22 protein-coding genes are annotated in these 20,098 nt (G+C 72.1%); 6 read left to right on the top strand and 16 right to left on the bottom strand.

Annotation, left to right across the window (positions count from 1 at the left end; all coding sequences use genetic code 11):
* Window positions 1–47: 47 nt before the first annotated feature.
* Both ACZ6B1_RS17550 and mshA read right to left on the bottom strand, forming a co-directional pair.
* Window positions 48–548 (bottom strand): type III secretion system chaperone family protein, encoded by a 501-nt coding sequence (locus tag ACZ6B1_RS17550; RefSeq protein ID WP_468779254.1) that lies wholly within the window; start codon window positions 546–548, stop codon window positions 48–50.
* The gene (gene mshA / locus ACZ6B1_RS17555; RefSeq protein WP_468779256.1) at window positions 541–1,878 is read right to left on the bottom strand and encodes a D-inositol-3-phosphate glycosyltransferase; all 1,338 of its coding nucleotides are present in this window, start codon (window positions 1,876–1,878) and stop codon (window positions 541–543) included. The genes ACZ6B1_RS17550 and mshA overlap by 8 nt, the downstream gene beginning before the upstream one ends.
* A 304-nt stretch (window positions 1,879–2,182) precedes the next feature.
* Here mshA and ACZ6B1_RS17560 point away from each other — a divergent pair, with 304 nt between their 5' ends.
* From ACZ6B1_RS17560 to ACZ6B1_RS17570, 3 genes are all read left to right on the top strand, one after another.
* A complete protein-coding gene (locus tag ACZ6B1_RS17560; RefSeq protein ID WP_468779258.1) occupies window positions 2,183–2,971 on the top strand; it encodes a class I SAM-dependent methyltransferase in 789 nt (262 codons plus the stop codon).
* 258 nt (window positions 2,972–3,229) lie between these two features.
* A complete protein-coding gene (locus ACZ6B1_RS17565) occupies window positions 3,230–4,321 on the top strand; it encodes a C40 family peptidase (protein ID WP_468779260.1) in 1,092 nt (363 codons plus the stop codon).
* A 322-nt stretch (window positions 4,322–4,643) separates the two neighbouring features.
* Window positions 4,644–5,945 (top strand): PP2C family protein-serine/threonine phosphatase, encoded by a 1,302-nt coding sequence (locus ACZ6B1_RS17570; protein ID WP_468779262.1) that lies wholly within the window; start codon window positions 4,644–4,646, stop codon window positions 5,943–5,945.
* A gap of 19 nt (window positions 5,946–5,964) precedes the next feature.
* On the opposite strand, the gene ACZ6B1_RS17575 is transcribed toward ACZ6B1_RS17570, so the two are convergent.
* The 3 genes from ACZ6B1_RS17575 to ACZ6B1_RS17585 form a co-directional block, all read right to left on the bottom strand.
* Window positions 5,965–6,312, bottom strand: coding sequence for a DUF2516 family protein (locus tag ACZ6B1_RS17575; RefSeq protein ID WP_392295383.1), 348 nt, complete (start codon window positions 6,310–6,312; stop codon window positions 5,965–5,967).
* A 106-nt stretch (window positions 6,313–6,418) separates the two neighbouring features.
* Window positions 6,419–7,063, bottom strand: coding sequence for a hypothetical protein (locus ACZ6B1_RS17580; RefSeq protein WP_468779264.1), 645 nt, complete (start codon window positions 7,061–7,063; stop codon window positions 6,419–6,421).
* A 75-nt stretch (window positions 7,064–7,138) separates the two neighbouring features.
* Window positions 7,139–7,624: a helix-turn-helix domain-containing protein gene (locus ACZ6B1_RS17585; RefSeq protein ID WP_468779266.1), complete on the bottom strand. Its 486-nt coding sequence runs from the start codon at window positions 7,622–7,624 to the stop codon at window positions 7,139–7,141.
* A gap of 168 nt (window positions 7,625–7,792) precedes the next feature.
* Here ACZ6B1_RS17585 and ACZ6B1_RS17590 point away from each other — a divergent pair, with 168 nt between their 5' ends.
* Window positions 7,793–8,698, top strand: a complete 906-nt coding sequence (locus ACZ6B1_RS17590; protein WP_468779268.1) for an aminoglycoside phosphotransferase family protein — start codon at window positions 7,793–7,795, stop codon at window positions 8,696–8,698.
* Here ACZ6B1_RS17590 and ACZ6B1_RS17595 read toward each other — a convergent pair.
* The 5 genes from ACZ6B1_RS17595 to ACZ6B1_RS17615 all read right to left on the bottom strand — a co-directional run bounded on the left by ACZ6B1_RS17595 (window position 8,676) and on the right by ACZ6B1_RS17615 (window position 13,689).
* Window positions 8,676–9,191 carry an HAD domain-containing protein gene (locus ACZ6B1_RS17595; protein ID WP_468779270.1) on the bottom strand — a complete coding sequence of 172 codons (516 nt, stop codon included), beginning with the start codon at window positions 9,189–9,191 and terminating at the stop codon, window positions 8,676–8,678. The two genes, ACZ6B1_RS17590 and ACZ6B1_RS17595, sit on opposite strands and share 23 nt — an antisense overlap.
* A gap of 180 nt (window positions 9,192–9,371) precedes the next feature.
* Window positions 9,372–11,549: a phosphotransferase gene (locus ACZ6B1_RS17600; protein ID WP_468779272.1), complete on the bottom strand. Its 2,178-nt coding sequence runs from the start codon at window positions 11,547–11,549 to the stop codon at window positions 9,372–9,374.
* Window positions 11,550–11,784: 235 nt separating this feature from the next.
* Window positions 11,785–11,949 carry a hypothetical protein gene (locus tag ACZ6B1_RS17605; protein ID WP_468779273.1) on the bottom strand — a complete coding sequence of 55 codons (165 nt, stop codon included), beginning with the start codon at window positions 11,947–11,949 and terminating at the stop codon, window positions 11,785–11,787.
* A gap of 112 nt (window positions 11,950–12,061) precedes the next feature.
* Window positions 12,062–12,781, bottom strand: coding sequence for an HAD family hydrolase (locus ACZ6B1_RS17610; RefSeq protein WP_468779275.1), 720 nt, complete (start codon window positions 12,779–12,781; stop codon window positions 12,062–12,064).
* 29 nt (window positions 12,782–12,810) lie between these two features.
* Complete coding sequence (locus ACZ6B1_RS17615) at window positions 12,811–13,689, bottom strand: GntR family transcriptional regulator (protein ID WP_468779277.1); 879 nt, start codon at window positions 13,687–13,689, stop codon at window positions 12,811–12,813.
* A 130-nt stretch (window positions 13,690–13,819) separates the two neighbouring features.
* On the opposite strand from ACZ6B1_RS17615, the gene ACZ6B1_RS17620 reads away from it, so the two are divergent.
* A complete protein-coding gene (locus ACZ6B1_RS17620) occupies window positions 13,820–14,008 on the top strand; it encodes a hypothetical protein (protein ID WP_385010252.1) in 189 nt (62 codons plus the stop codon).
* Here the strand turns inward: ACZ6B1_RS17620 and ACZ6B1_RS17625 are convergent.
* From ACZ6B1_RS17625 to ACZ6B1_RS17635, 3 genes are all read right to left on the bottom strand, one after another.
* Window positions 13,953–14,942 carry a winged helix-turn-helix domain-containing protein gene (locus ACZ6B1_RS17625; protein WP_468779279.1) on the bottom strand — a complete coding sequence of 330 codons (990 nt, stop codon included), beginning with the start codon at window positions 14,940–14,942 and terminating at the stop codon, window positions 13,953–13,955. The genes ACZ6B1_RS17620 and ACZ6B1_RS17625 overlap by 56 nt on opposite strands.
* A 325-nt stretch (window positions 14,943–15,267) precedes the next feature.
* Window positions 15,268–16,509, bottom strand: a complete 1,242-nt coding sequence (locus tag ACZ6B1_RS17630) for a GNAT family N-acetyltransferase (protein ID WP_468779281.1) — start codon at window positions 16,507–16,509, stop codon at window positions 15,268–15,270.
* 71 nt (window positions 16,510–16,580) lie between these two features.
* Complete coding sequence (locus ACZ6B1_RS17635; protein WP_468779283.1) at window positions 16,581–17,171, bottom strand: RsiG family protein; 591 nt, start codon at window positions 17,169–17,171, stop codon at window positions 16,581–16,583.
* Between the two features lie 159 nt (window positions 17,172–17,330).
* Here ACZ6B1_RS17635 and dtd point away from each other — a divergent pair, with 159 nt between their 5' ends.
* The gene (gene dtd / locus ACZ6B1_RS17640; RefSeq protein ID WP_468779285.1) at window positions 17,331–17,756 is read left to right on the top strand and encodes a D-aminoacyl-tRNA deacylase; all 426 of its coding nucleotides are present in this window, start codon (window positions 17,331–17,333) and stop codon (window positions 17,754–17,756) included.
* A gap of 34 nt (window positions 17,757–17,790) precedes the next feature.
* Here dtd and ygfZ read toward each other — a convergent pair whose 3' ends face one another.
* From ygfZ to ACZ6B1_RS17655, 3 genes are all read right to left on the bottom strand, one after another.
* On the bottom strand, window positions 17,791–18,756 hold the full coding sequence (ygfZ, locus tag ACZ6B1_RS17645) for a CAF17-like 4Fe-4S cluster assembly/insertion protein YgfZ (RefSeq protein WP_468779287.1): 966 nt from the start codon (window positions 18,754–18,756) through the stop codon (window positions 17,791–17,793).
* Between the two features lie 9 nt (window positions 18,757–18,765).
* Entirely contained in the window at window positions 18,766–19,203 is a 438-nt protein-coding gene (locus tag ACZ6B1_RS17650; protein ID WP_351666104.1) for a Fur family transcriptional regulator, read from the bottom strand.
* 151 nt (window positions 19,204–19,354) lie between these two features.
* Window positions 19,355–19,930, bottom strand: a complete 576-nt coding sequence (locus ACZ6B1_RS17655; protein WP_468779288.1) for a heme-binding beta-barrel domain-containing protein — start codon at window positions 19,928–19,930, stop codon at window positions 19,355–19,357.
* Window positions 19,931–20,098: the final 168 nt, after the last annotated feature.

The raw sequence follows: 20,098 nt of genomic DNA on the forward strand, positions 1-20,098 counted from the left end.
ACAGCACGCGCGCGGACGCGGGTTCCAGCCCCCGGGCTCCGGTTGTGTCAGTCGGCCGGGCGCTCGATCAGGTGGCTGAACGCGTCCAGGTTCCGGGTCGACTCGCCGCGCGACACCCGCCAGGCGTACTCCTTGCGGATCGCGGAGGCGAAGCCCAGTTCCAGCAGGGTGTTGAAGGCTCCGTCGGCGGCCTCCAGGACCTGGCCGAGCAGGCGGTCGGTCTCCTCGGGCGTGACGGCGGCCAGCGGCAGACGGGCGGTGACGTAGACGTCGCCGAGCCGGTCCACGGCGTAACTCACGCCGAACAGCTTGAGGTTGCGCTCCAGCAGCCAGCGGTGGACGCCCGCCTCGTTCTCGTCGGGCTGCCGGATGACGAAGGCGTTGAGGGAGAGGGTGTGGCGGCCGACGATGAGGCTGACCGTGGTGGAGAGCTTGCGGGTGCCGGGGAGCTTGACGACGTACGTCCCGGACTCGGGACTCTCCCACTCCAGCTCCGCGTCCTTCAGGACGTCCTCGACGACCCGCGTGGTCTTCTCGACATCACCCATGCTGGGAGCGTACGCGACGGCGGTGGGCGTGGGCCGCGGCCGTGTAGACGTCGGCGGTGGCGGCCGCCGCCGTGTCCCAGCCGAAGCCCAGCGCGTGCCGGGCGGCGGCCGCGCCCATGCTGTCCGTCAGCGAGGGGTGGTCGGCGAAACGGGCCAGCACGCGCGCGTACTCGGCCGGACGGTGGCCCTGCACGAGGAAGCCGGTGGCGCCGTCGCGCACGGCCACCGGCAGACCGCCGACCGAGGCGGCGAGCACCGGGGTACCGGCTGCCTGCGCCTCTATGGCGACCAGCCCGAAGGACTCGCTGTAGGAGGGCATGACCAGGACGGAGGCCGCCCGGAACCAGTCCGCGAGCTGCTCCTGCCCGACCGGCGGACGGAACTGCACGACATCGGCGATGCCGAGGCGCGCGGCGAGCTTCTGCAGGCCCTCGGGCCTGGCGAGGCCGCTGCCGCTGGGCCCGCCGACGACCGGCACGACGATCCGGGAGCGCAGCTCGGGGCGCTCGTCCAGCAGGGCGGCGACCGCCCGGAGCAGCACGTCCGGCGCCTTCAGGGGCTGTATGCGGCCGGCGAAGAGGGGGATCAGGGCGTCCTGCGGGAGGCCGAGGCGGGAGCGGGCGGCGGCGCGGCCGTCGGCGGGGCGGAAACGGTCGAGGTTCACGCCCGGATGGACGACGGCGACCTTGGCGGGGTCGGCCGCGTAGTGCCGGACGAGTTCGCCGGCCTCCTCGTCGGTGTTGGCGATGAGGCGGTCGGCGGCGGCGACGATCTGGGTCTCGCCGATGACGCGGGCGGCGGGCTCGGGGGTGTCGCCGTCGGCCAGGTTGGCGTTCTTGACCTTGGCCATGGTGTGCATGGCGTGCACCAGCGGAACGCCCCAGCGCTGGGCGGCGAGCCAGCCGACGTGGCCGGAGAGCCAGTAGTGGGAGTGGACGAGGTCGTAGTGGCCCGGGCGGTGGCCGGCCCACGCCTGCATCACGCCGTGCGTGAAGGCGCAGAGCTGGGCCGGCAGGTCCTCCTTGGCCAGGCCCTCGTAGGGACCGGCGTCGACGTGCCGGACGAGGACGCCGGGGGCGAGGTCGACCCGGGGCGGGAGGCCGCCCTCGGTGGCGCGGGTGAAGATCTCGACCTCGATGTTGATCGCGGCCAGCCGCTGGGCCAGCTCCACGATGTAGACGTTCATGCCGCCGGCGTCACCGGTTCCGGGCTGGTGGAGCGGCGAGGTGTGCACGGAGAGCATGGCGACGCGACGGGGCCTGCGGTGCAGCCTGAGCCGCGGGGGCGCCGCGGGGGAGCGACGCCCGAGCCTGCCGGCGTACTGGCTCACGTGGCGTTCCTCCTCGGTGCGGCCATGCCTGCCGGAGGACCGTCCGCGCCCTCCAGGGGGTGCAACAGCCGACGGGTGCCCCGCCATTTCCCGATCACGCGCCTTTACCGAATCATGACCTGATCTCGCTCAACCGTTCGACGGACGCGCGCGTGGGCCCCGGGGGGCGCATGGCCCGGCACCCGCCGGGCGGGCCGGGCGGGAGCCGGTACGCCGCCGAGCCCCGCTTACCCTCGTAGGCATGACTGCCCGCGCCGCGACCCTCCCCCGCTCCCGGCCTCGCCCGAGCGGCGGGACCCCTGTCGTGGGGAACGTGACGCGCGGGACCACCAACCCCAACCGGCTGCGCCGCATGGACCGCTGGATCGCCGCCACGCACGGTGCCGCACTGCGCCGCGCGGCCGACCCGGTGGCGATCGACCTCGGGTACGGGGCCGCGCCCTGGACCGCGGTGGAGCTGCTCGGCCGGCTGCGCACCGTCGCGCCCCGCGCGCGCGTGGTCGGTGTCGAGATCGAACCGGAGCGGGTCGCGGCCGCCCGGCCCTACGAGCGGGACGGGCTGGCCTTCCGGCACGGCGGCTTCGAGATCCCGGTGCCCGGACGCCCGGTGCTGGTGCGGGCCGCCAACGTGCTGCGGCAGTACGACGAGGACCAGGTCGCCGCCGTGTGGCAGCGGCTGTGCGCGCGGCTCGCGCCGGCGGACGGCGGCTCGCCCGGGGGGCTGCTGGTGGAGGGGACCTGCGACGAGATCGGCCGGCGGCACGTCTGGGTGGCGCTGGGCCCGCAGGGTCCGCGGACGGTGACCTTCGCGACCCGGCTCGGTTCCCTCCAGCGTCCCTCCGACCTCGCCGAGCGGCTGCCGAAGGCGCTGATCCACCGGAACGTCCCCGGGGAGCCGGTGCACACCTTCCTGCGCGACTTCGACCGCGCCTGGGCCGCCGCCGCGCCCTACGCCTCGTACGGCGCCCGCCAGCGCTGGATCCGCGCGGTGCGGGACCTCACCGCCGACTGGCCCGTGACGGACTCGGCCGCCCGCTGGCGGCAGGGGGAAGTGACCGTCGCCTGGAGCGCGTTGGCGCCGCGCGCCCACTGAACCGGCGCCGGCCCACACGAACCGGCCACCGGGAACGATCTCGGTGCGTCGTTCGTCACATCCGCGAGGAGGTCGTCGTAACCGACGCGGGCCAGGGGAGGCGGGCGGAGGGAGCGATGGGTGATCGAGGCGTGCGCGAGGGCGCGAGGGGCGGGCGGAAACCCGACTCCCCGTGACCTCTGTCGCTTTGCGCGCCGCCATGGCACGATCCATCGGACGACCACAAGTTACTGACGGTTAACCAGCTTGGGGGACTGTATGGGGACGGGCAAGCGCGGCCTGCTCATGGCCGCCGTGACCGTGGTCTGCGCGGTGACCGTGCTGGCGGCGCCCGGCACGGCGTTCGCCGCTCCGACGCCCACACCGAGCGGGAGCGCGACACCGGGTACGTCCCCGAGCCCGGCACCTCCGCCGAACAAGGACCTGGAGAAGGTCCGCACGCGGCTCGACCGGCTCTACCACGACGCGGCCGTGGCCACCGACGCCTACAACGCGGCCGAGGAGAAGACGAAGAAGCAGTCGGCCCGGATCGCCGCGCTGACCAAGAAGATCACCGAGGGTCAGGAGAAGCTGGAGCGACTCAGGAACCAGGCCGGCGCGTCGGCCCGGGCCCAGTACCGCACCGGCGGACTGCCGCCCACGGCCCAGTTCCTGCTCAGCGACGACCCGCAGCGCTTCATCGACGGCGCCGGGACGGTGCTGAACGGCCAGCGGGCCACCAACAAGCTGATCGGTGAAATGACCCGCACCCAGCAGGACTTGCGGGACTACGCCGACGACGCCTCCGCCCAGTGGAAGAAGCTCGAGGTCAACCGCAAGGCCAAGGCCGCCGCCAAGAAGCGGATCAAGCGGCAGATCTCCGAGGCCGAGCGGCTCGAGGACCGGCTCGAGGCGAAGGAGAAGGAGCGGCTCGCCCAACTGGAGGCCGAGGCGGCCGACAAGGCGCAGACGGAGTGGCTGGACACCGGCGTCCTGGACGATCTCAGGACCAAGGCCTCCAAGCAGGGCCGCGAAGCGGTGGAGTTCGCCACCGCCCAGCTCGGCAAGCCGTACGTGTGGGGCGCCGAGGGCCCCGACTCCTTCGACTGCTCGGGTCTGACCTCCCAGGCCTGGGCCGGCGCCGGCCGGCCCATCCCGCGCACCTCGCAGGAGCAGTGGAAGCAGCTCGAACACGTCGACATCGAGGACATGCGCCCCGGCGACCTCATCATCTACTTCCACGACGCCAGCCACGTCGCGATGTACTCCGGTGACGGCCGGATCATCCACGCCCCGCGGCCGGGGCGGACGGTGACCGTCGCGGGCGCGGGCACGATGCCGATCCTGGGCGTCGTACGGCCGGACGCGTGACCCAGCTCATGTGACGGCCCGCACGTCGGGCGCCGCGCGGCCGGAGGTGCGGGCCCCCGCGACCCCGCCGCGCCCCGGCCCTGTGACCCACCGCACGGCCAACCCCCGCACAAACCGGGGCGATACGTGAGCTTCGTCATCCCCGCCCCGCGGGCGTCCTGTCCAACTGCGTTACAAATCGCGGCATATGACAGTGGCCTGCACGCGAGCGGCGCGGCTCACACCATTCCATCGAGGCGGTCGGTACCGCTATGGTCACCCGACGGTGGGTCGAGGTCCCTCGCCCCGCCTGCCCTCGGGGGGAGGGAAGGAAAACAGGACGATGCCCGTACCCGTACCGCGGCAGAGAGCGATCCCGGCCGTGGAGAGTGGTCAGGCGCAGGCCGTCACCCAAGGCGGCCCCCTCAAGGAAGAGGCTCACCGCAACGCCACCGCCGGCGCCAACAGCGCCACTCTCACCCTGCTGCTGATCGAGGACGATCCGGCAGGCTCGCCGATCGTGCCCGAAATGCTGGACGCCTCCGGCAAGCCCATCCGCGTCCGCACCGCCCGCAACCTCACCGAGGCCGAGCGGCTGCTGACCGACGACGTCCACTGCATCCTGCTGGACCTCGCGCTCGCCGCGCCCGGCCGGACGCAGGGCGAGGACGCCGACGAGCTGGCCGTGCTCCGGCACGTGCTCCAGCTCGCGCCCCGGCACGCCGTGCTCGCGCTGACCGCCTCCGGCGACGCCGAGCGCGGCGCCGAGGCCGTGCGCGTCGGCGCCCAGGACTACCTGTTCCGGGACGAGCTGGATGGCCGGCTGCTCAGCCGTGCCATCCGCTACGCGGTGGAGCGCAAGCGCTCCGACACCGCCGAGCGGCGGCTCGCCGAGGGCAGGCTGCGCGCCCAGGAGAACCGCCGGCTGGAGCGGGGCCTGCTGCCCACGCCCCTGCTGGAGGGCTCCTCACTGCGCTTCGCCGCCCGCTACCGGCCCGGCCGCTCCCGAGCCCTGCTCGGCGGCGACTTCTACGACGCCGTACGCACCCCCGACGGCACCGTGCACGCCATGATCGGTGACGTCTGCGGCCACGGCCCGGACGAGGCCGCGCTCGGCGTGGAGCTGCGCATCGCCTGGCGCGCGCTGACGCTGGCCGGGCTGTGCGGGGACGAGCTGCTGGGCACCCTTCAGGAGGTGCTGGAGCACGAGCGCGCGGACGAGGAGATCTTCGCGACGCTGTGCACGGTGGACATCGCCCCGGACGGCCGCCGGGCGGGCCTGTGTCTGGCCGGCCACCCGTCGCCGCTGATCGCCCGCCCCGGCCGGGCGCCGAAGCTGCTGCCGTACGAGAACAACGGTCCCGCCCTGGGCCTGCTGCCCGGTGCCCGCTGGCCCCGGATGCAGGTGGAGCTGGGCGCCGAGTGGAGCCTGATGCTCTACACCGACGGCCTGATCGAGGGCCGCGTCGGCACGGACGGGGAGCGGCTCGGCCAGGACGGCATGGTGGACATGATCCGCCGCCAGCTGGCCGAGGGGCTGCGCGGCGAGAGTCTGCTGCGGGCCGCCGTGAGCGAGGTCCGGGACCTCAACGGCGGCGAGCTGACCGACGACGTGGCGGTGGTCCTGCTGGACCGCACGTCCTGACCACCCGGCGGCCCGGCGTTCAGCGGCCGCCGTTGTACGGACCGTAGGGGCCGTCGCTGCTGCTTCCGCCGCGGCGGCGGCCCCAGCCGCTGCCGCCGGAGACCTGCTTGAGCGCGGGGCGCACGTCGACGATGTAGACGATGCTCGCGATCACACCGGCGATCGGCAGGATGGACAGGAGCGAGAACAGGTAGCTGACCACGAGCGCGATGCCGAGGATGATCAGCCAGAAGACCTTGTTCTGCTTGTCGGCCGCGCGGAAGGCGTCCTCGCGCCGGAAGGCGGCGTCGAACAGCCCGAACGCGGCGAGGGCCATCATGACGATCTTCAAGATCCCCATGAACCCCGCGAAGCCCAACATCAGCATGCTGTCCACCGCCCGTTGTCTCCCGATCCGTACGCGGCCACCGTACCCGTAGAACGGGCCGGGCACCCCAAGGGTGCCCGGCCCGTTCAGGTCCTGCCGGATGTGCTCACTTGGCCGGCGGGGTCGTCTTCTTGGCGGTCGGGGTGACCTTGCGCGGCGCCGGGGCCTTCTTCGCGGCGGAGTCCTTGGCCGCGGACTCCCTGAGGGCGGACTCCTTCGCCGCGGGCTTCTTCGCCGTGACGGGCTCGGTCCTGACCGCGGCCGGCTTCGGCTCCGTCCGGACCTCGCCCGGCTCGGGCTTGCCCTCGACGGCGATGGCCAGGTCCTCGATCTCCTCGGCCGCCTCGCCGCGCCAGTTCCGCACGGTCTGCTCACCGTGCTCGGCGACCTTCTCGTAGGCCTCGCGGGCCTTGACGGCGTACTCGGCGGCGACGCCGACCCCGCGCAGGGCGAGGTCCTGGGCGTTCTCGCCGAGCTTCTTCAGGTCGACGTCGAGGGTGCCGATGAACTCGTTGACCTTGGTCTGCAGGGTCGTCTGGGCCTCCTTGGCCCGGCTGGCCGCCCTCTCCTGCACGGCCTTCGGGTCGGTGTTGCGCACCGCGTCGATACGGGCCGGCGCCTCGGCGCGCAGCTGCTCGACCAGGGCGGGCACCCTCTTGGCCTGCTGGAGCGCGAGGTCGGCGGTGCCGGCGGCGAAGTAGAGCGGCTTCGGGTCGCTGAGGGTCTTGCGCAGGTCGTCGGTGATGGCCATGGTGAGGGTCCTCCCGGATTCGCGTTCGGCTGAGGTTGGTGTGTCCGCGGTCTGGGCGGCCGGGCCCTGGTCCGGCTATCCGGCCGTCCGCCGCGGACCGGCATCACTGCCGCCGGCCGTGCGGGTGCCGCGTACGGCGGTGCCGCTCGGGACATCGGTGCCGTCGGTCCGCTCCGCCGCCTCCCCGTCCTCCGCCGCCGGCTCGCCGACCCCGAATCCGTTCTCCTTGCGGAAGGACTCGTAGATCTGGAGCAGCACCTGCTTCTGCCGCTCGTTGAGCGAGGGATCGGCGAGGATGACGGCGCGCGTCTCCACCTCGTCCCGGTCCCGTTCGGCGTCGAGGATGCCGGCGCGGACGTACAGCGTCTCGGCGGAGATGCGCAGCGCCTTGGCGACCTGCTGGAGCACCTCCGCGCTGGGCTTGCGCAGCCCGCGCTCGATCTGGCTCAGGTACGGATTGGACACCCCGGCGGCGTCGGCGAGCTGCCGCAGCGAGAGCTGTGCGTTTCGACGCTGCTCGCGCAGGTACTCACCGAGATTGCCGACGTTGAGCGATGCCATGCCTCCACCATGCCGCACTTCCGCTAACAATTGCAAGCATCTGCTTGCAAGAGTGCGCCGCGCCACGCGAGGACTTCACCCGCTCGTCCCAGTGCCGCCCCGGCTCAGGGCCACGACCCCGCGGAAACTCGGTGGCGACCCGATCCCTCCGGCCGTGAGACTGCCGCGGTGACGCTTCACGAGGACGAGATCCCGGTCGACGAGACGCTCATCCGGTCACTGCTGCGGGCACAGCGCCCGGAGTGGTCCGGTCTGCCGCTGTCGCCCGCGGGCGCCGGCTCGGACAACACCATGTACCGGCTGGGCGACGACCTGCTCGTACGGATGCCGCGGACCGCCGACGGAGGGTCCGTGCGCAAGGAGCAGGAGTGGCTCCCCCGCCTGGCGCCGCTCCTGCCCTGCCCGATCCCCGAACCCGTGCACGCCGGTACGCCCACCGACGCGTTCCCCGTCGCCTGGTCGGTGCACCGCTGGATCGACGGCCACGAGGCCGGCCCGGACACCGTCCGGGACTGGGCGGCCTTCGGCGCCGACCTGGCGGCAGTGGTGCGGGAGCTGCACGGCGTCGATCTGATGGGGGCGACGCGCACCGGGGACCTGAGCTGGTACCGCGGCGGCCTGCTCGAGCCCTGCGACGAATGGGTCGGTGAGGCCTTCGAGAACTGCCGGGCCACCGTGGACTCCGGGCTGGACGTCGACGCCCTGGAACGGCTGTGGCGGGCGGCGCTCGCCCTGCCCGACCCCGCCGGACCCCATGTATGGCTCCACGGCGACCTCAAGCCGACCAACCTCCTGGTCCGCGACGGCGCACTGCACGCGGTCATCGACTTCGGGGCGCTCTCCGTCGGCTTCCCCGACGCCGAGCACGCTCCCGTGTGGGACCTTCCGCCGCTGGCGCGCCAGGCCTACCGGGACGCCCTGGACCTCGACGACGCGACCTGGGCCCGCGCCCGCGCCTGGGCGATCGCGGTGGGGGTCAGCGGGATCTCCTACTACTGGCACACCTGGCCCGCCTTCGTCGCCGAGTGCCGGGCCCGGCTCCAGGCGATCCTCACCGACGCCGCGGCCGGCTGAGGGGCTGGGCCGACAGCCGCAGCCAGTCCGCCACGGCGGTGAAGTCGGCACCGGTCAGGCCGTACCGGTGGTCGACCCGGTGGAGGAGGGCGGGCGCCTGATGGTGGACGGCGACCCAGGCACGGTCGGCCTCGGTCAGCTCGTCGTCGATCCAGACGAAGGGCCTGCCCGCCGCCCAGGCGACCAGCGGGCGGGTCTTCCAGTGCAGCAGGCCGGGCGGCTCGTCCTCGTCCGGCCACCGCACGACCGGCAGCGCGGGCAGCCCGAGCCACGGCGCCAGGCACGCGTTGGCGTCGTCCATCCAGGTCGTCGCCCACACCAGTTCGCAGCCGAGCCCGCCGAGCCGTGCGCCGAGCGCCGGGTCCACGCGGTTCAGCAGCGGATGGCCTCCCGGGTCCGGCGGCCCGGCGAGGCCGCGCTCGTACACCGGATAGGCCCGGTCCGCCGCCCCGAACGGGATGAGCGGCCCGTCGACGTCGAGGAAGAGCAGCATCACCGTTCAGGATGCCCACATCCGCCGGTTCCTGCGCTCGCCCACGCCATCGCGTCCGCGTCCCCGGCCCGGCGCCATGACTCAGCCGGTCGTGACCTGCCGCCACCCGGGCCTGCTCGCGAGCGACCAGAGATCGGCTTGTTCCACGTGGCCACGGCCTCGGATGGGGCAATGGTCCCCTCACGCCAGAGCGCGGGCAAGATAGGGATTCACGATCGGGCGGCGGGCGGGCAGGCCGAGGGAGGCGGTCGCGGCGGCCAGCGTCATGGCGTACGAGTCCACCGCCCGGCGGACGTTGGGGGCGTCCAGGCTCGCGCCGGTCACCAGGCGGTCGAGGTCCACGTAGGCCGACCGCACGATCTCGATCCAGCGGTAGACCCGCCAGTCCTGTGGCCAGTCGACGGTGTGGCCGGGGGCCAGCAGCTTCTGCCAGCGCTGGAACATGCGGTCCCGGATCTCCGGGCGGGTCGGGGTGAGGTGCATGTGCCTGACCAGGTCGTAGAGCGGGTCGCCGACCACCGCCATCTCCCAGTCGATGATCGTCAGCGCCAGCTCGTCGGAGCGGCGCACGAGGTTCCAGGGGTTCAGGTCGCCGTGCAGCAGGGCCGGCTCCCGGCGGCTCACGGTGTGCCGGGCCAGGATCTGCCGGAGCCGGCCGGCGTCGGGCAGCCCGAACAGCCGCGCCAGTTGCTGGGACTCCTTCGGCAGCTCCTCCACCAGCAGGACGAGCTGCTCGCTCAGCCAGCCGTAGAAGTCCCCCTCGCCGGCCGCCGGGTCGAGCGCCTGGTAACTCACCCGAGTCAGGGCGTGGAGCTGGTCCACCAGCCGGTCCGCCTCGTGAGGCAGCAGGCCGTGCACGGGGTGGTTGGGCGGATGCTCGCCGTCCCGCGGGCCCTCGTAGGTGTGGATCGCGAACTGTTCCCCCTGGTAGCTGGTCCCCAGGGCCAGGAACTTGGGGGCCGCCACGCCCACGCCGGCGAGTTCGATGGCACGGAGCACGGCGTGCTCGCTCAGGAAGCCGCGCTCCCGGCGGCAGACGTTGGCCACCTTGCGCCGGACCACGACGGGGAAGTCGATATCGGCGACCCGAACCACCGAGTTGAGGTGCCCGGTGCCCTTGAAGACCCGGCTGGCGGGCGTGGCGCCCTCGGCGAACAGGGCCTGGCGCACCGCGGAGTGCGGGAAGTCGGGGTGCTCGGGTACGCGCTGGTCCTGGTGCCAATCCCTGATCTTGGCGGACAGGCCGAGGCCGCCGTTCCGCGCGGCACGCCAGCGGAAGAGGATCCGCTCGATCTCGCGTGCGTCCGGCAGATTGCTGAGGCAGAGCGGGCCGGCCGCCGCCTCCAGGGCGCGCCGCACCGCCGCGGTCGCGTCGTCCAGGCTCTTCTGGTCGGGCGAGGCGTGCAGGGAGTCGGCCGCCCGCATCACGTCCGGGTAGACAGACTGCGCCCGCTCGAAGGCGATGTAGTGCCGCAGGTCCTTGGCGAGTCCGTTGACGGCCGCGGGACGGATCAGCCGCATGGCGTCCGCCCAGGCGTCGATCAGCTCGTTCCACTGGTGCGGCGGGTACTGCATGCGGACCAGGTGGGTCGCCAGGTCGTGCAGGGGATCGCCGTAGGTCGCCAGCTCGAAGTCGACGCAGATCAAGGGCGGGTCACCGCCGTAGGACATGATCAGGTTGTCGCGGTGCAGATCGGCGTGGAGCAGGCTGTAGGGCCGCCGGGCCATGGCCGGAACCCGCTCGGCGAACCGCGTCAGGGCGTCCTCGGGGATGCCGAGCGCGGCGAACAGACCACCGAAGCCGGGCCAGTTCGCCCGCCTGATCTGACGGTCCGCGAGATGGGCGAGCGTCTGCAGGAAGCCCTGGCTGTCCTTGTCGTTGCGCGGCCAGGCGGCCGGCAGGGGCGGCAGCGCCTCCCTGCGCACCTGGGCCATCTGCGCGAGCAGACCGGCCAGTGCCTTGACGAGCAGGGCGTCGACCGGCTTGCCGTCCTCGCACACGCTGGACAGCGGCACACCCTCGACATAGCTGTGGATCGCGTAACCGTCGCCCTTGGCCAGGCACTGCGGGACGTGCGGCAGGATGCCCCTGATGGCGTCCAGGATCGCCGACTCGTCCTGCCACGTCCTGATCACGACCGGCAGCGCGTCGCCCCGGCGGACCCGTACCGTCACGGAGGTGCCGGTGTCACGCCCCAGCAGGTGCCGCACGTCCTCGGTGACCGGCAGCACGTAGTTCCGGTTGTGGTGCCCGCTGCTCGCCACGCCCCGTTCGGCGGCTCTGCGGACGAATGCGCTGATGGCGCCGGGCCGGGCGCCTTCCCCGGGGTGCCGACGGGGAAGAGAGGGTGCGCCCACTGGCCGCTCCGGGTGATTCGCGCGAGAGAGACGGAAGGTATGCCAAACACTAGGTGCAGCTGATTCCAGGCACGACCAGAGTCGGCCTCGAGTGGTCACAACGGGTGGTCTGCCGGGCTTCGAGGCCGGTCGCCGGGCGTGCTGGTTCGCCGTCTCCATGCGCGGGGAACAGACCGACCGGTTCAGCGGTGCGGGAATGCTAGCGCACGGGAGCCGTCCTCCGGGGCGCCCCGCGCTATTCGGCGAGGCGGTCCCAGACCGAGTCGAACCACGTCTGCATACTGCCGACGAACACCGATCCGGGCGAGTTCGGGTCACCGTTCTTCACATGGTGGGTCAGGGTGGCGCCCAGACCGAGGACGTCGAGAGCGGTGATCACCTCCTCGTCGTCGAGCTCCATGCGCTGCGGCCGGATGATTCCCGCGCGGATGCGCTCCACCGGCGGTGGGCATACGGGCGCGCCGGGCCGGCCTCGCGGTCGGGGCAGCCGTGGTCTTCACCCTGCTGATGACTCAGGCCTGAGCCCGTACCCGCCTCAGCACCGACTGCAGCGAACGCACGGTGTGCGTGGCACCGGCCTCCCGCAGCAGCTTCTCCTTGCGCTCGTTGCGCGCGTAGCCGAGGAAGGGAACCCCGGCGCCGTTCGCGGCGAGCAGGTCCGAGGGCGTGTCGCCGATCATCAGGGCGGCCCCGGGGGCCGCGCCCATCGCCCTCAGGGCACGGTTGAGGCAGTGCGGGTCCGGCTTGAGGTGGTGGAGGTCCTGGCTGCGACCGTAGATGTGCGGGGTGAAGCAGTCCACGAGGCCACGGCCCGCCAGGTACTCGCGCACCACGCGCGGCGAGTTGTTGGTGGTGATGGCGAGCCGCGAGCCGACCGCCGTCCAGGTGCGGATCAGCGGATCGGCGTACGCGGTGGGCATCGCCGACCCGGTGGCCCGCAGCTCCTCCTGGGTGAGCCGTTCCTCCAGCTCACCGACCAGGTCGCTGCCGGGGTGCCTGCGGTCCACGGCGCGCAGGACGACATGCGGGTCCAGGGACTCCCGCTCCTCCTGCGTGAGCAGGCCGTGCAGGCCCCGGCTCTCCAGCCACCGGGCCAGGTCGGTCGCCACGCGCTCCGCCGAGTGCCCGGCGAAGAGCCGGCAGATCGGCCCGTCGAAGTCCCACAGCACGACACGTGCGCGTCTGATCAGATTCCGCAGTTCCTCGGCCTCGTCCTCGGTCTCTTCCGTCACCGGTTCGGTCCGCGTCGCATCAGAAGTCACTAGGAGAGTGTCAGGTCCGTCGTGATGGTTTCCCAGAGGGCGTCGAACCACTTCTGTGATTGCTCCACGAATGCCGCGTCCCGCTGACCGGCCCGCTTCTCGAAGGAGAAGAGCAGGGACTCCGAGCCGAGCGTGTCGTACATCTCCAGCGTGCCGGAGTCGGTGGGCTCCTCGCGGCGGGTGACCATGTAGTGCGCGAAGAGCGCCTCCGCACCGTTGAGCAGGTACAGCTTGACCGGCGGGGTGAACGGCAGGGCCCGGAAGGTGACCTGGACGTCGATGTCGTGCGTGGAGCGCAGGGCCCGCAGGTTGTACTGCAGGACCTGGCCCTGGGCGTTGCGCATCTCCAGCCAGCGCCGGTGCACGGGGTCGTCGTCGCCGTGCGCGTCGACCGACACCGGGAAGGCGAGGTTGATGTCCCGGGACGGCAGCAGGATGCGCACGTCGATCCGGCCGGGGTGGATGCGGCCCTCGTGGATCAGCCGGAGCGGCTCACCGAGGGCCGGGATCAGGCTCTGCGCGGTCAGGCACACGGCGTCGATGCGGACGTGCGGCGCCGCGAACGCCTCGGTCAGCCGGGGGGCGAGACCCACCATCGTCGGCTGGGGCTCGTCATGCGCGGGGGCGGGCTCGGCGACGCGCGGCGGGCTGCCCTTGCTGACGCCGCTGAGCAGACCGTCGTCCGCGAGCAGCCGCAGGGCCTGCCGTACGGCACCGCGCTCCACACCGAACTCCACCGCCAGTTCGGCCTGGGTGGGCAGGCGCTCCCCCGCCCTCAGGGTGCCGGTGCGGATGCGTTCCCGCAGGATGTCGGCGATCTCCTGGGACGTGAGCCTTCTGCTGCCGTTCACTGCCACGTTCTCCTGAGCCACAACCAAACGCTACAACCCTGATCCATCTGACGGGAGTTGTCGCCAAGTTGTTTATTAGTAGGAGCCAAGTGGGGACAACTTAATCAGAGTTGGCTGCCAACTTGGGCAAGTTGGCAGACCGGAAGGGGGAACGTCCATGCCTGTCCTCGCGCTCCTCTGCGCCGTCTTCGTGGTCGGCTTCGAACAGCTCGTCGAATGGAAGTACGGCGCCACCGGTCTGGTCGGCCTGCTGCTGCTCTCCGTGGGCATCAAGGCCAAGAGCCCGGCCGTCAGCTCCGCCGGGGCCTTGCTGCTCGCCCTGCTCCTCGCCGGTCCGGCCCTGTGACCGGCGCCGGCGATCTTTGAGGTGTGAGCAGGAGATCCGAACTGATCGTCTCCCACAGTGCGTTGAACCACAGGTGGGACTGTTCCACGAACGTGGTGTCGCGCAGGTGCGCACCCTGCGCGAAGGGGAACAGCATCGACCGCGTGCCCTCGGCGTCGTACAGCTGCAGGTGCTCATGGTCGATCTCCCGCTCGCGGCGGATGAGCGTGTAGTAGGCGAACAGCGCCTCGCTCCCGTTGAGCAGGTACAGCTTGACCGGCGGGGTGAAGGGCAGGGCCCGGAAGGACACGCGCACGTCGATGCCGTGCGTGGTGCGCAGCGCCAGCAGGTTGTCGCGCAGCACCTGGCCCTGGGCGTTGCGCATCTCCAGCCAGCGCCGGTGCACGGGGTCGTCGTCGCCGTGCGCGTCGACCGACACCGGGAAGGCGAGGTCGATGTCCCGGGACGGCAGCAGAACCCGTACATCGATCTTGGCCGGTTTCAGCTGTCCGGCGTGGATCTGCCGGAGCGGCTCCCCGATCGCCAGTGTGAGCGAGACGGACGTCAGGCACAGGGCGTCGATCTCGACGTGCGGGGCGGCGAAGGCCGCCGCGATGCGCGGGGCGAGGCCCACCATGGTGGGCTGCGGCCCGGCCGCGGGTCCGGACACCGGCCCGGCCTGCTGGGCGAGGGCGGCCACGATGGCGGGGGCGCCCTTGGAGACGCCGGTCAGCAGATGCTCCGACTGCAGGATGCGCAGGGCCTGGCGCACGGCACCGCGCTCCACTCCGAACTCGTCCGCCAGCTTGGCCTGGGTGGGCATGCGCTGGCCCGCCCGCAGTTCCCCGGACCTGATCCGGGTGCGCAGTTCGTCGGCCACCTCGCGGTGTGACGTGCGTGACCGCTGTGGCCTCTTCCGCCCATTGGCGGAGGCGTGTTCCGGGTCCACGAACAAACACTACAACTTCGCGCCAAGTTGCGGCAGTTCACGGGAAGGTGGTTATGAGACGCGTCCAAACGGAGATAAGTACAGTGAAGTTGGTCGCCAACTTGAGCGACATGGTCAAGCTTTTCAGTGGTAGGCCGACCGGGCTCCCTTCCGGAGGGGAGCCGGGAGCCCGGGCAGGGGACGGCCACCGGAGCGCACAGTCACAACTGAACGGCCCGTACGGCCCGCACAGCCACAACTGAACACGGCATCGCACAGCCACAACCGAACACCGTGACAACTGAACAGCTCGCTACGGATGAACAGCACTGGTCGCCGGCAGAAGGGACCGTCAGAAGACGTCCGGGCACCACGGTCGCCCGGGCGTGCGCAGCAGGGCGTCGGCCTTCCGGGCGGCGCCCTCTCGCTGTTCCTGGACCCGCCCGAGGGCCGCGAGCCGCACCAGGGACTCGTCCCCCAGCCAGACCGTGCCCAACTCCGCGACGGGCAGCGTGAGATCGGCGCTCGCCCCACCGGCCGGGGAGCAGGAGGCACCCTGCGGCGAGGCCTCCAGCCGGAACCGCCCACCGGCCAGGCCGTCCGCGTCCACGACCTCCAGCACCAGCGAACCCGTCCCGTCGTACGTGCGCGCCTCCAGGGCCCGTACGACGTCCAGGATCCGCACCCACAGCCAGTCCGCGTACGCCGTCACCCGGGCCGCGCGGGGGTCGGGCAGGAAGAACGGCAGCAGGTCGTCCGGGCCGCGCCAGCCGCTCTTGACCTTGGTGATCCAGTCGATCGAGCACAGGAACCGCCACAGCGCCCGCTCGGCCGCCGGGGTGGCGGCGATCAGCCAGTTGACGTCGGCGGTGCTGTGCGGCTGCTTGTCGTGCCAGTGGTCGTCGGACTCGTACGACACCAGGCCCTCGACCTCGCCGGAGGCCGCCCGGTAGACGGCGTGGAACGGCTCGGTCCAGCTGCCGCCGAAGCGGACGGCACCGGTGTTCACCTGCCACCACAGCTCGTCCCTGCTGACCGCCCCGGGCTGGGCGCGGCGGACCCGCTCGTGCAGCTCGGGTCCGAGCTTGCGGACGTCCTCGCCGTCCACGAGATCGATCCGGCCGCCGTCCTCCGGGCCCGACCAGCGCGGGTCGAGGCCGCTGCGGGGCACCTCGACGGTCCACTCGGTCGTCCAGGTCGCGGGGCCGAAGCCGTAGCGGCCGTAGATCGGGTACTCGGCGGCGATCAGCGTGGCGACGACGTCACCGCGCTCCTTCGCCGCCGCCAGGTCCTGCGCCATCATGCGGCTCAGCAGGCCGCGCCGGCGGTGGGTGGGGCTGACGGTGACGTTGGTGATGGCGTCCGCGGGGACGGCGGCGCCGCCCACCGCGGTGATCTCCTGGGCGAAGGAGCGGAACGTCGCCACGCAGCGGCCGTTGTCGAAGGCGCCCAGCGGCCGGCCCCCGGCGAACTGCCGGCGGCGCGCCTCGATCCCCTCGGGTGCTGTCACCGGCTCCCTCAGGAACCCGGTGTTCAGCGCGCGGAGCCAGTCCTCGAACTCGGCGTCGGTGACCGTGCGGACGTCGTTCGTCATGCGGCCACGGTAGGGGGCGGCGCGGGCCCTGTCGCGCGGATTTCCGGTGGCCGGCCGGAGCTCTCCCGGGGTCAGGTCAGCAGGTCGTCGACCTGTGCCTCACCCACCCGGTAACGGCGGGCGATCTCCCCGCTGCAGTCGTCCGCGACGCGCTGCAGGCGCTGGCGGCGCCGGGAGACCTCCTGCTCGTAGCCGACCAGACGGCCCATGGCGCAGGTCAGCTCCCGGTCGGTACGGGCCCCGAGGTCCGACAGCTCGACCTCGCCGAGCATCTCGGCGGCCAGCAGCCGGTACTCCTCGTTGAGCGGGGTGCCGAGCGTGACATGGCGGGCCGAGGAGCGCTGGCGGGCCGGGGCGTCGGTGAGGATCTCCGGGAGCCGCTCCACCACGGAGGCGTCCGCCGGCGCCGGTACGGACGCCCGGCCGCGGCGGGCGAGTTCGGCGCGCAGGATGTCGATGCGGCCCTGCAGCAGCCGCCGCACATAGCTGAGGTCCGCCTCGTCGCGCTGTGCGTCGCGGCGCAGGGTGCGCAGCTCGGGCAGGCTCGGCCGGGTCAGGTCGTACTCGGCGGGTTCCGCGGGCAGCGACGGGCCGGGCTGCTCCTCGCCGCGCTGCGTGGGCGGCCGGTGCGCCCCCAGCCTTCCGGTGCTCGGTGTGCTCATGTGCGTGTGACCGTCCCCTCGACCGGCGTGTGGAAGCATCGTGCCACCCCAAGTCGCCGCTATGTGACCGAGTGCCCCCGAACGGCCCCACATGGGGGCGTAAGGATCAATAATGGGCCGACCGTGTCCAGGGGCCGGCCACCCGGCATGATGGTCGGCATGCGTGCGGTGGTGCAGAGGGTGGACGGCGCGAGCGTCGTCGTGGACGGCGAGACGGTGGGCGCGATCGAGGGCGAGGGACTGTGCGTCCTGGTCGGCGTCACCCACGAGGACACCAAGGAGAAGGCGGCCCAGCTCGCCCGCAAGCTCTGGTCGATCCGGATGCTGCAGGACGAGCGGTCGTGCAGCGACATCGACGCCCCGCTGCTCGTCGTCAGCCAGTTCACCCTCTACGGCGACGCCCGCAAGGGGCGCCGCCCCACCTGGAACGCGGCCGCGCCCGGCGATGTCGCCGAGCCGCTGGTGGACGAGGTCGTCGCCCAGCTGCGGGCGCTGGGCGCGACGGTGGCGACGGGGCGGTTCGGGGCGCGGATGCGGGTGTCCCTGACGAACGACGGGCCGTTCACGGTGCTGCTCGAGATGTAGGCCCGTCGCCGGACTGGCTCGGCGTGCGAAGGCCCTAAGGCTCGACGACCACTTCCTGGGCGGCGGCCGTCTCCCCGGCCACCAGCCGGGCGTCGAGCGGTACGTTGCGCTTGACCAGGGCGAGGGCCACCGGGCCCAGTTCGTGGTGGCGCGCGGACGTGGTCACGAAGCCGATCCTGCGGCCGTCGGGCCCCTCGTCCGCGATGCGGATCTCGGTGCCGTGGACGGGCAGGTGCACATCGCTGCCGTCGAGGTGCAGGAAGACCAGCCGCCGGGGCGGCTTGCCCAGGTTCTGCACCCGGGCCACCGTCTCCTGGCCGCGGTAGCAGCCCTTCTGGAGGTGGACGGCGGTGCCGATCCAGCCCAGCTCGTGCGGGATGGTGCGGTGGTCGGTCTCGAAGCCGAGGCGGGGGCGGTGGTGCTCCACGCGCAGCGCCTCGTAGGCGAGCAGACCGGCGGCGGGGCCGGACGTCGCGGCGAACGACTCCAGCTCGGCGCGCGGCAGGAAGAGATCACGGCCGTACGCCGTCTCGCGTACGGCGACGCCCTCGGGCACCTCGGCGATGGAGCCGGCGGGCAGATGGACCACCGCCACGTCGGCGGTGCGGTCGGCGACCTCGACCCGGTAGAAGAACTTCATCGACTCCAGGTAGGCGATCAGCGCCTCCTCGGTGCCGGGCTCCACATGGGCCCAGACGGTCGTACCGTCGTCCACCAGGTACAGCGCGTGCTCGATGTGACCGTTCGCGGAGAGGATCAGGGCCTCGGTGGCCTCGCCCGCCGGCAGGTCGCTGACGTGCTGGGTGAGCAGCAGGTGCAGCCAGCTCAGCCGGTCCTCGCCGGTGACGGTGATCACCCCGCGGTGGGACAGGTCGACGAAACCGGTGCCGTCGGCGAGTGCGCGCTGTTCGCGGAACAGCTCGCCGTAGTGGGCGGCGACGCCTTCGTCCGGGCCCTCGCCGGGGACGGCGCCGGGCAGGGACAGCAGAGGGCTCTTCATACGGCAAGCCTACGTCGTGGTAGTTGAACCCTTCAGGGCACAGTCCTTGCAGCGGCCGAAGATCGCGAAGTGCTTCATGTCGGTGTCGAAGCCGAACTGCTCGCGGAGCTTGGCCGTGAAGTCCGCGGCCACGTCCACGTCCGCCTCGATGACGTTCTCACAGTCACGGCACACCAGGTGCAGATGGTGGTGGCGGTCGGCGAGGTGGTAGGTGGGCGCACCGTGGCCGAGGTGGGCGTGGCTGACCAGACCGAGTTCCTCGAGCAGCTCCAGCGTGCGGTAGACGGTGGAGATGTTGACCCCCGAGGCGGTCTTGCGCACCTCGCCGAGGATGGCGTCGGGGGTCGCGTGCTCCAGTGCGTCCACGGCTTCGAGCACGAGTTGCCGCTGCGGCGTGAGCCGGTAGCCGCGCTGCCTGAGGTCGCTCTTCCAGTCGGTGCTCACCACACCGGAAAGTCTAGGGCCACCGGCCGGCGGGGCTCACTCGCCGACAGGCCCGCCTGCCGGACGGGCCCGCCGCGAGGCGGACCTGCCGGTGGGCGGGCCTGTGGAAAGCGGACGAGCCTGTGCGAAGACGAGCCGCACCGGCCGGCGGGGCCTACTTGAAGAACGCGATGCCGTCGTCCGGCATGTCGTCGGGCAGGGCCTTGGCCCAGCGCTCGACGTCCTCCGGGGTGACGACCTTCTTCAGGTGGGCCGACATGTAGGGGCGCAGCTCGACCTCGGGGGTCTGCTTCTCGCCGACCCACATCAGGTCGCTCTTGACGTAGCCGTACAGCCGCTTGCCACCGCTGTAGGGCGGGGCGTCGGGGGTACGGGCGACGGTGTCGGAGACGAGGTCGATCTGGGGCTTCTTGGCGGCCATCTCGCCGTACCAGATCTCGATGACGCCGTCGTCGCGGGTCATCGTCACCTCGACCCGGCGTTCGGCGTCGATCCGCCAGAAGCCGGACTCCGACTCCAGCGGGCGGACCTTGTTGCCGTCGTTGTCCAGCACCCAGGTACGGGAGTGGTACTCCAGGAAGTCCCGGCCGTCGTGGCCGAAGGTGACCTCCTGACCGAAGTTGCACTTCTCCGATCCGGGGAAGTCGTGCACGCCCGCGCCGGCCCAGTTGCCGAGCAGGAAGGCGAGCGGGACGAGGTCCTTGTGCAGGTCGGACGGGATCTCGATCATGATCGGCAGTGTTCCTGGGTGGGGGTGGTCAGCGCTGGCCCTGGTACAGCTTCTTCACGGTCAGACCGGCGAAGGCGAGAACGCCGACGCAGACCAGGACCAGCAGGGTTTCGAAGAAGATCTCCACGGGTGCTCCTTGAGCGAGGGTGGGCGTACGACAGAGCCGGG

Source organism: Streptomyces sp. NPDC041129, from assembly GCF_055592265.1.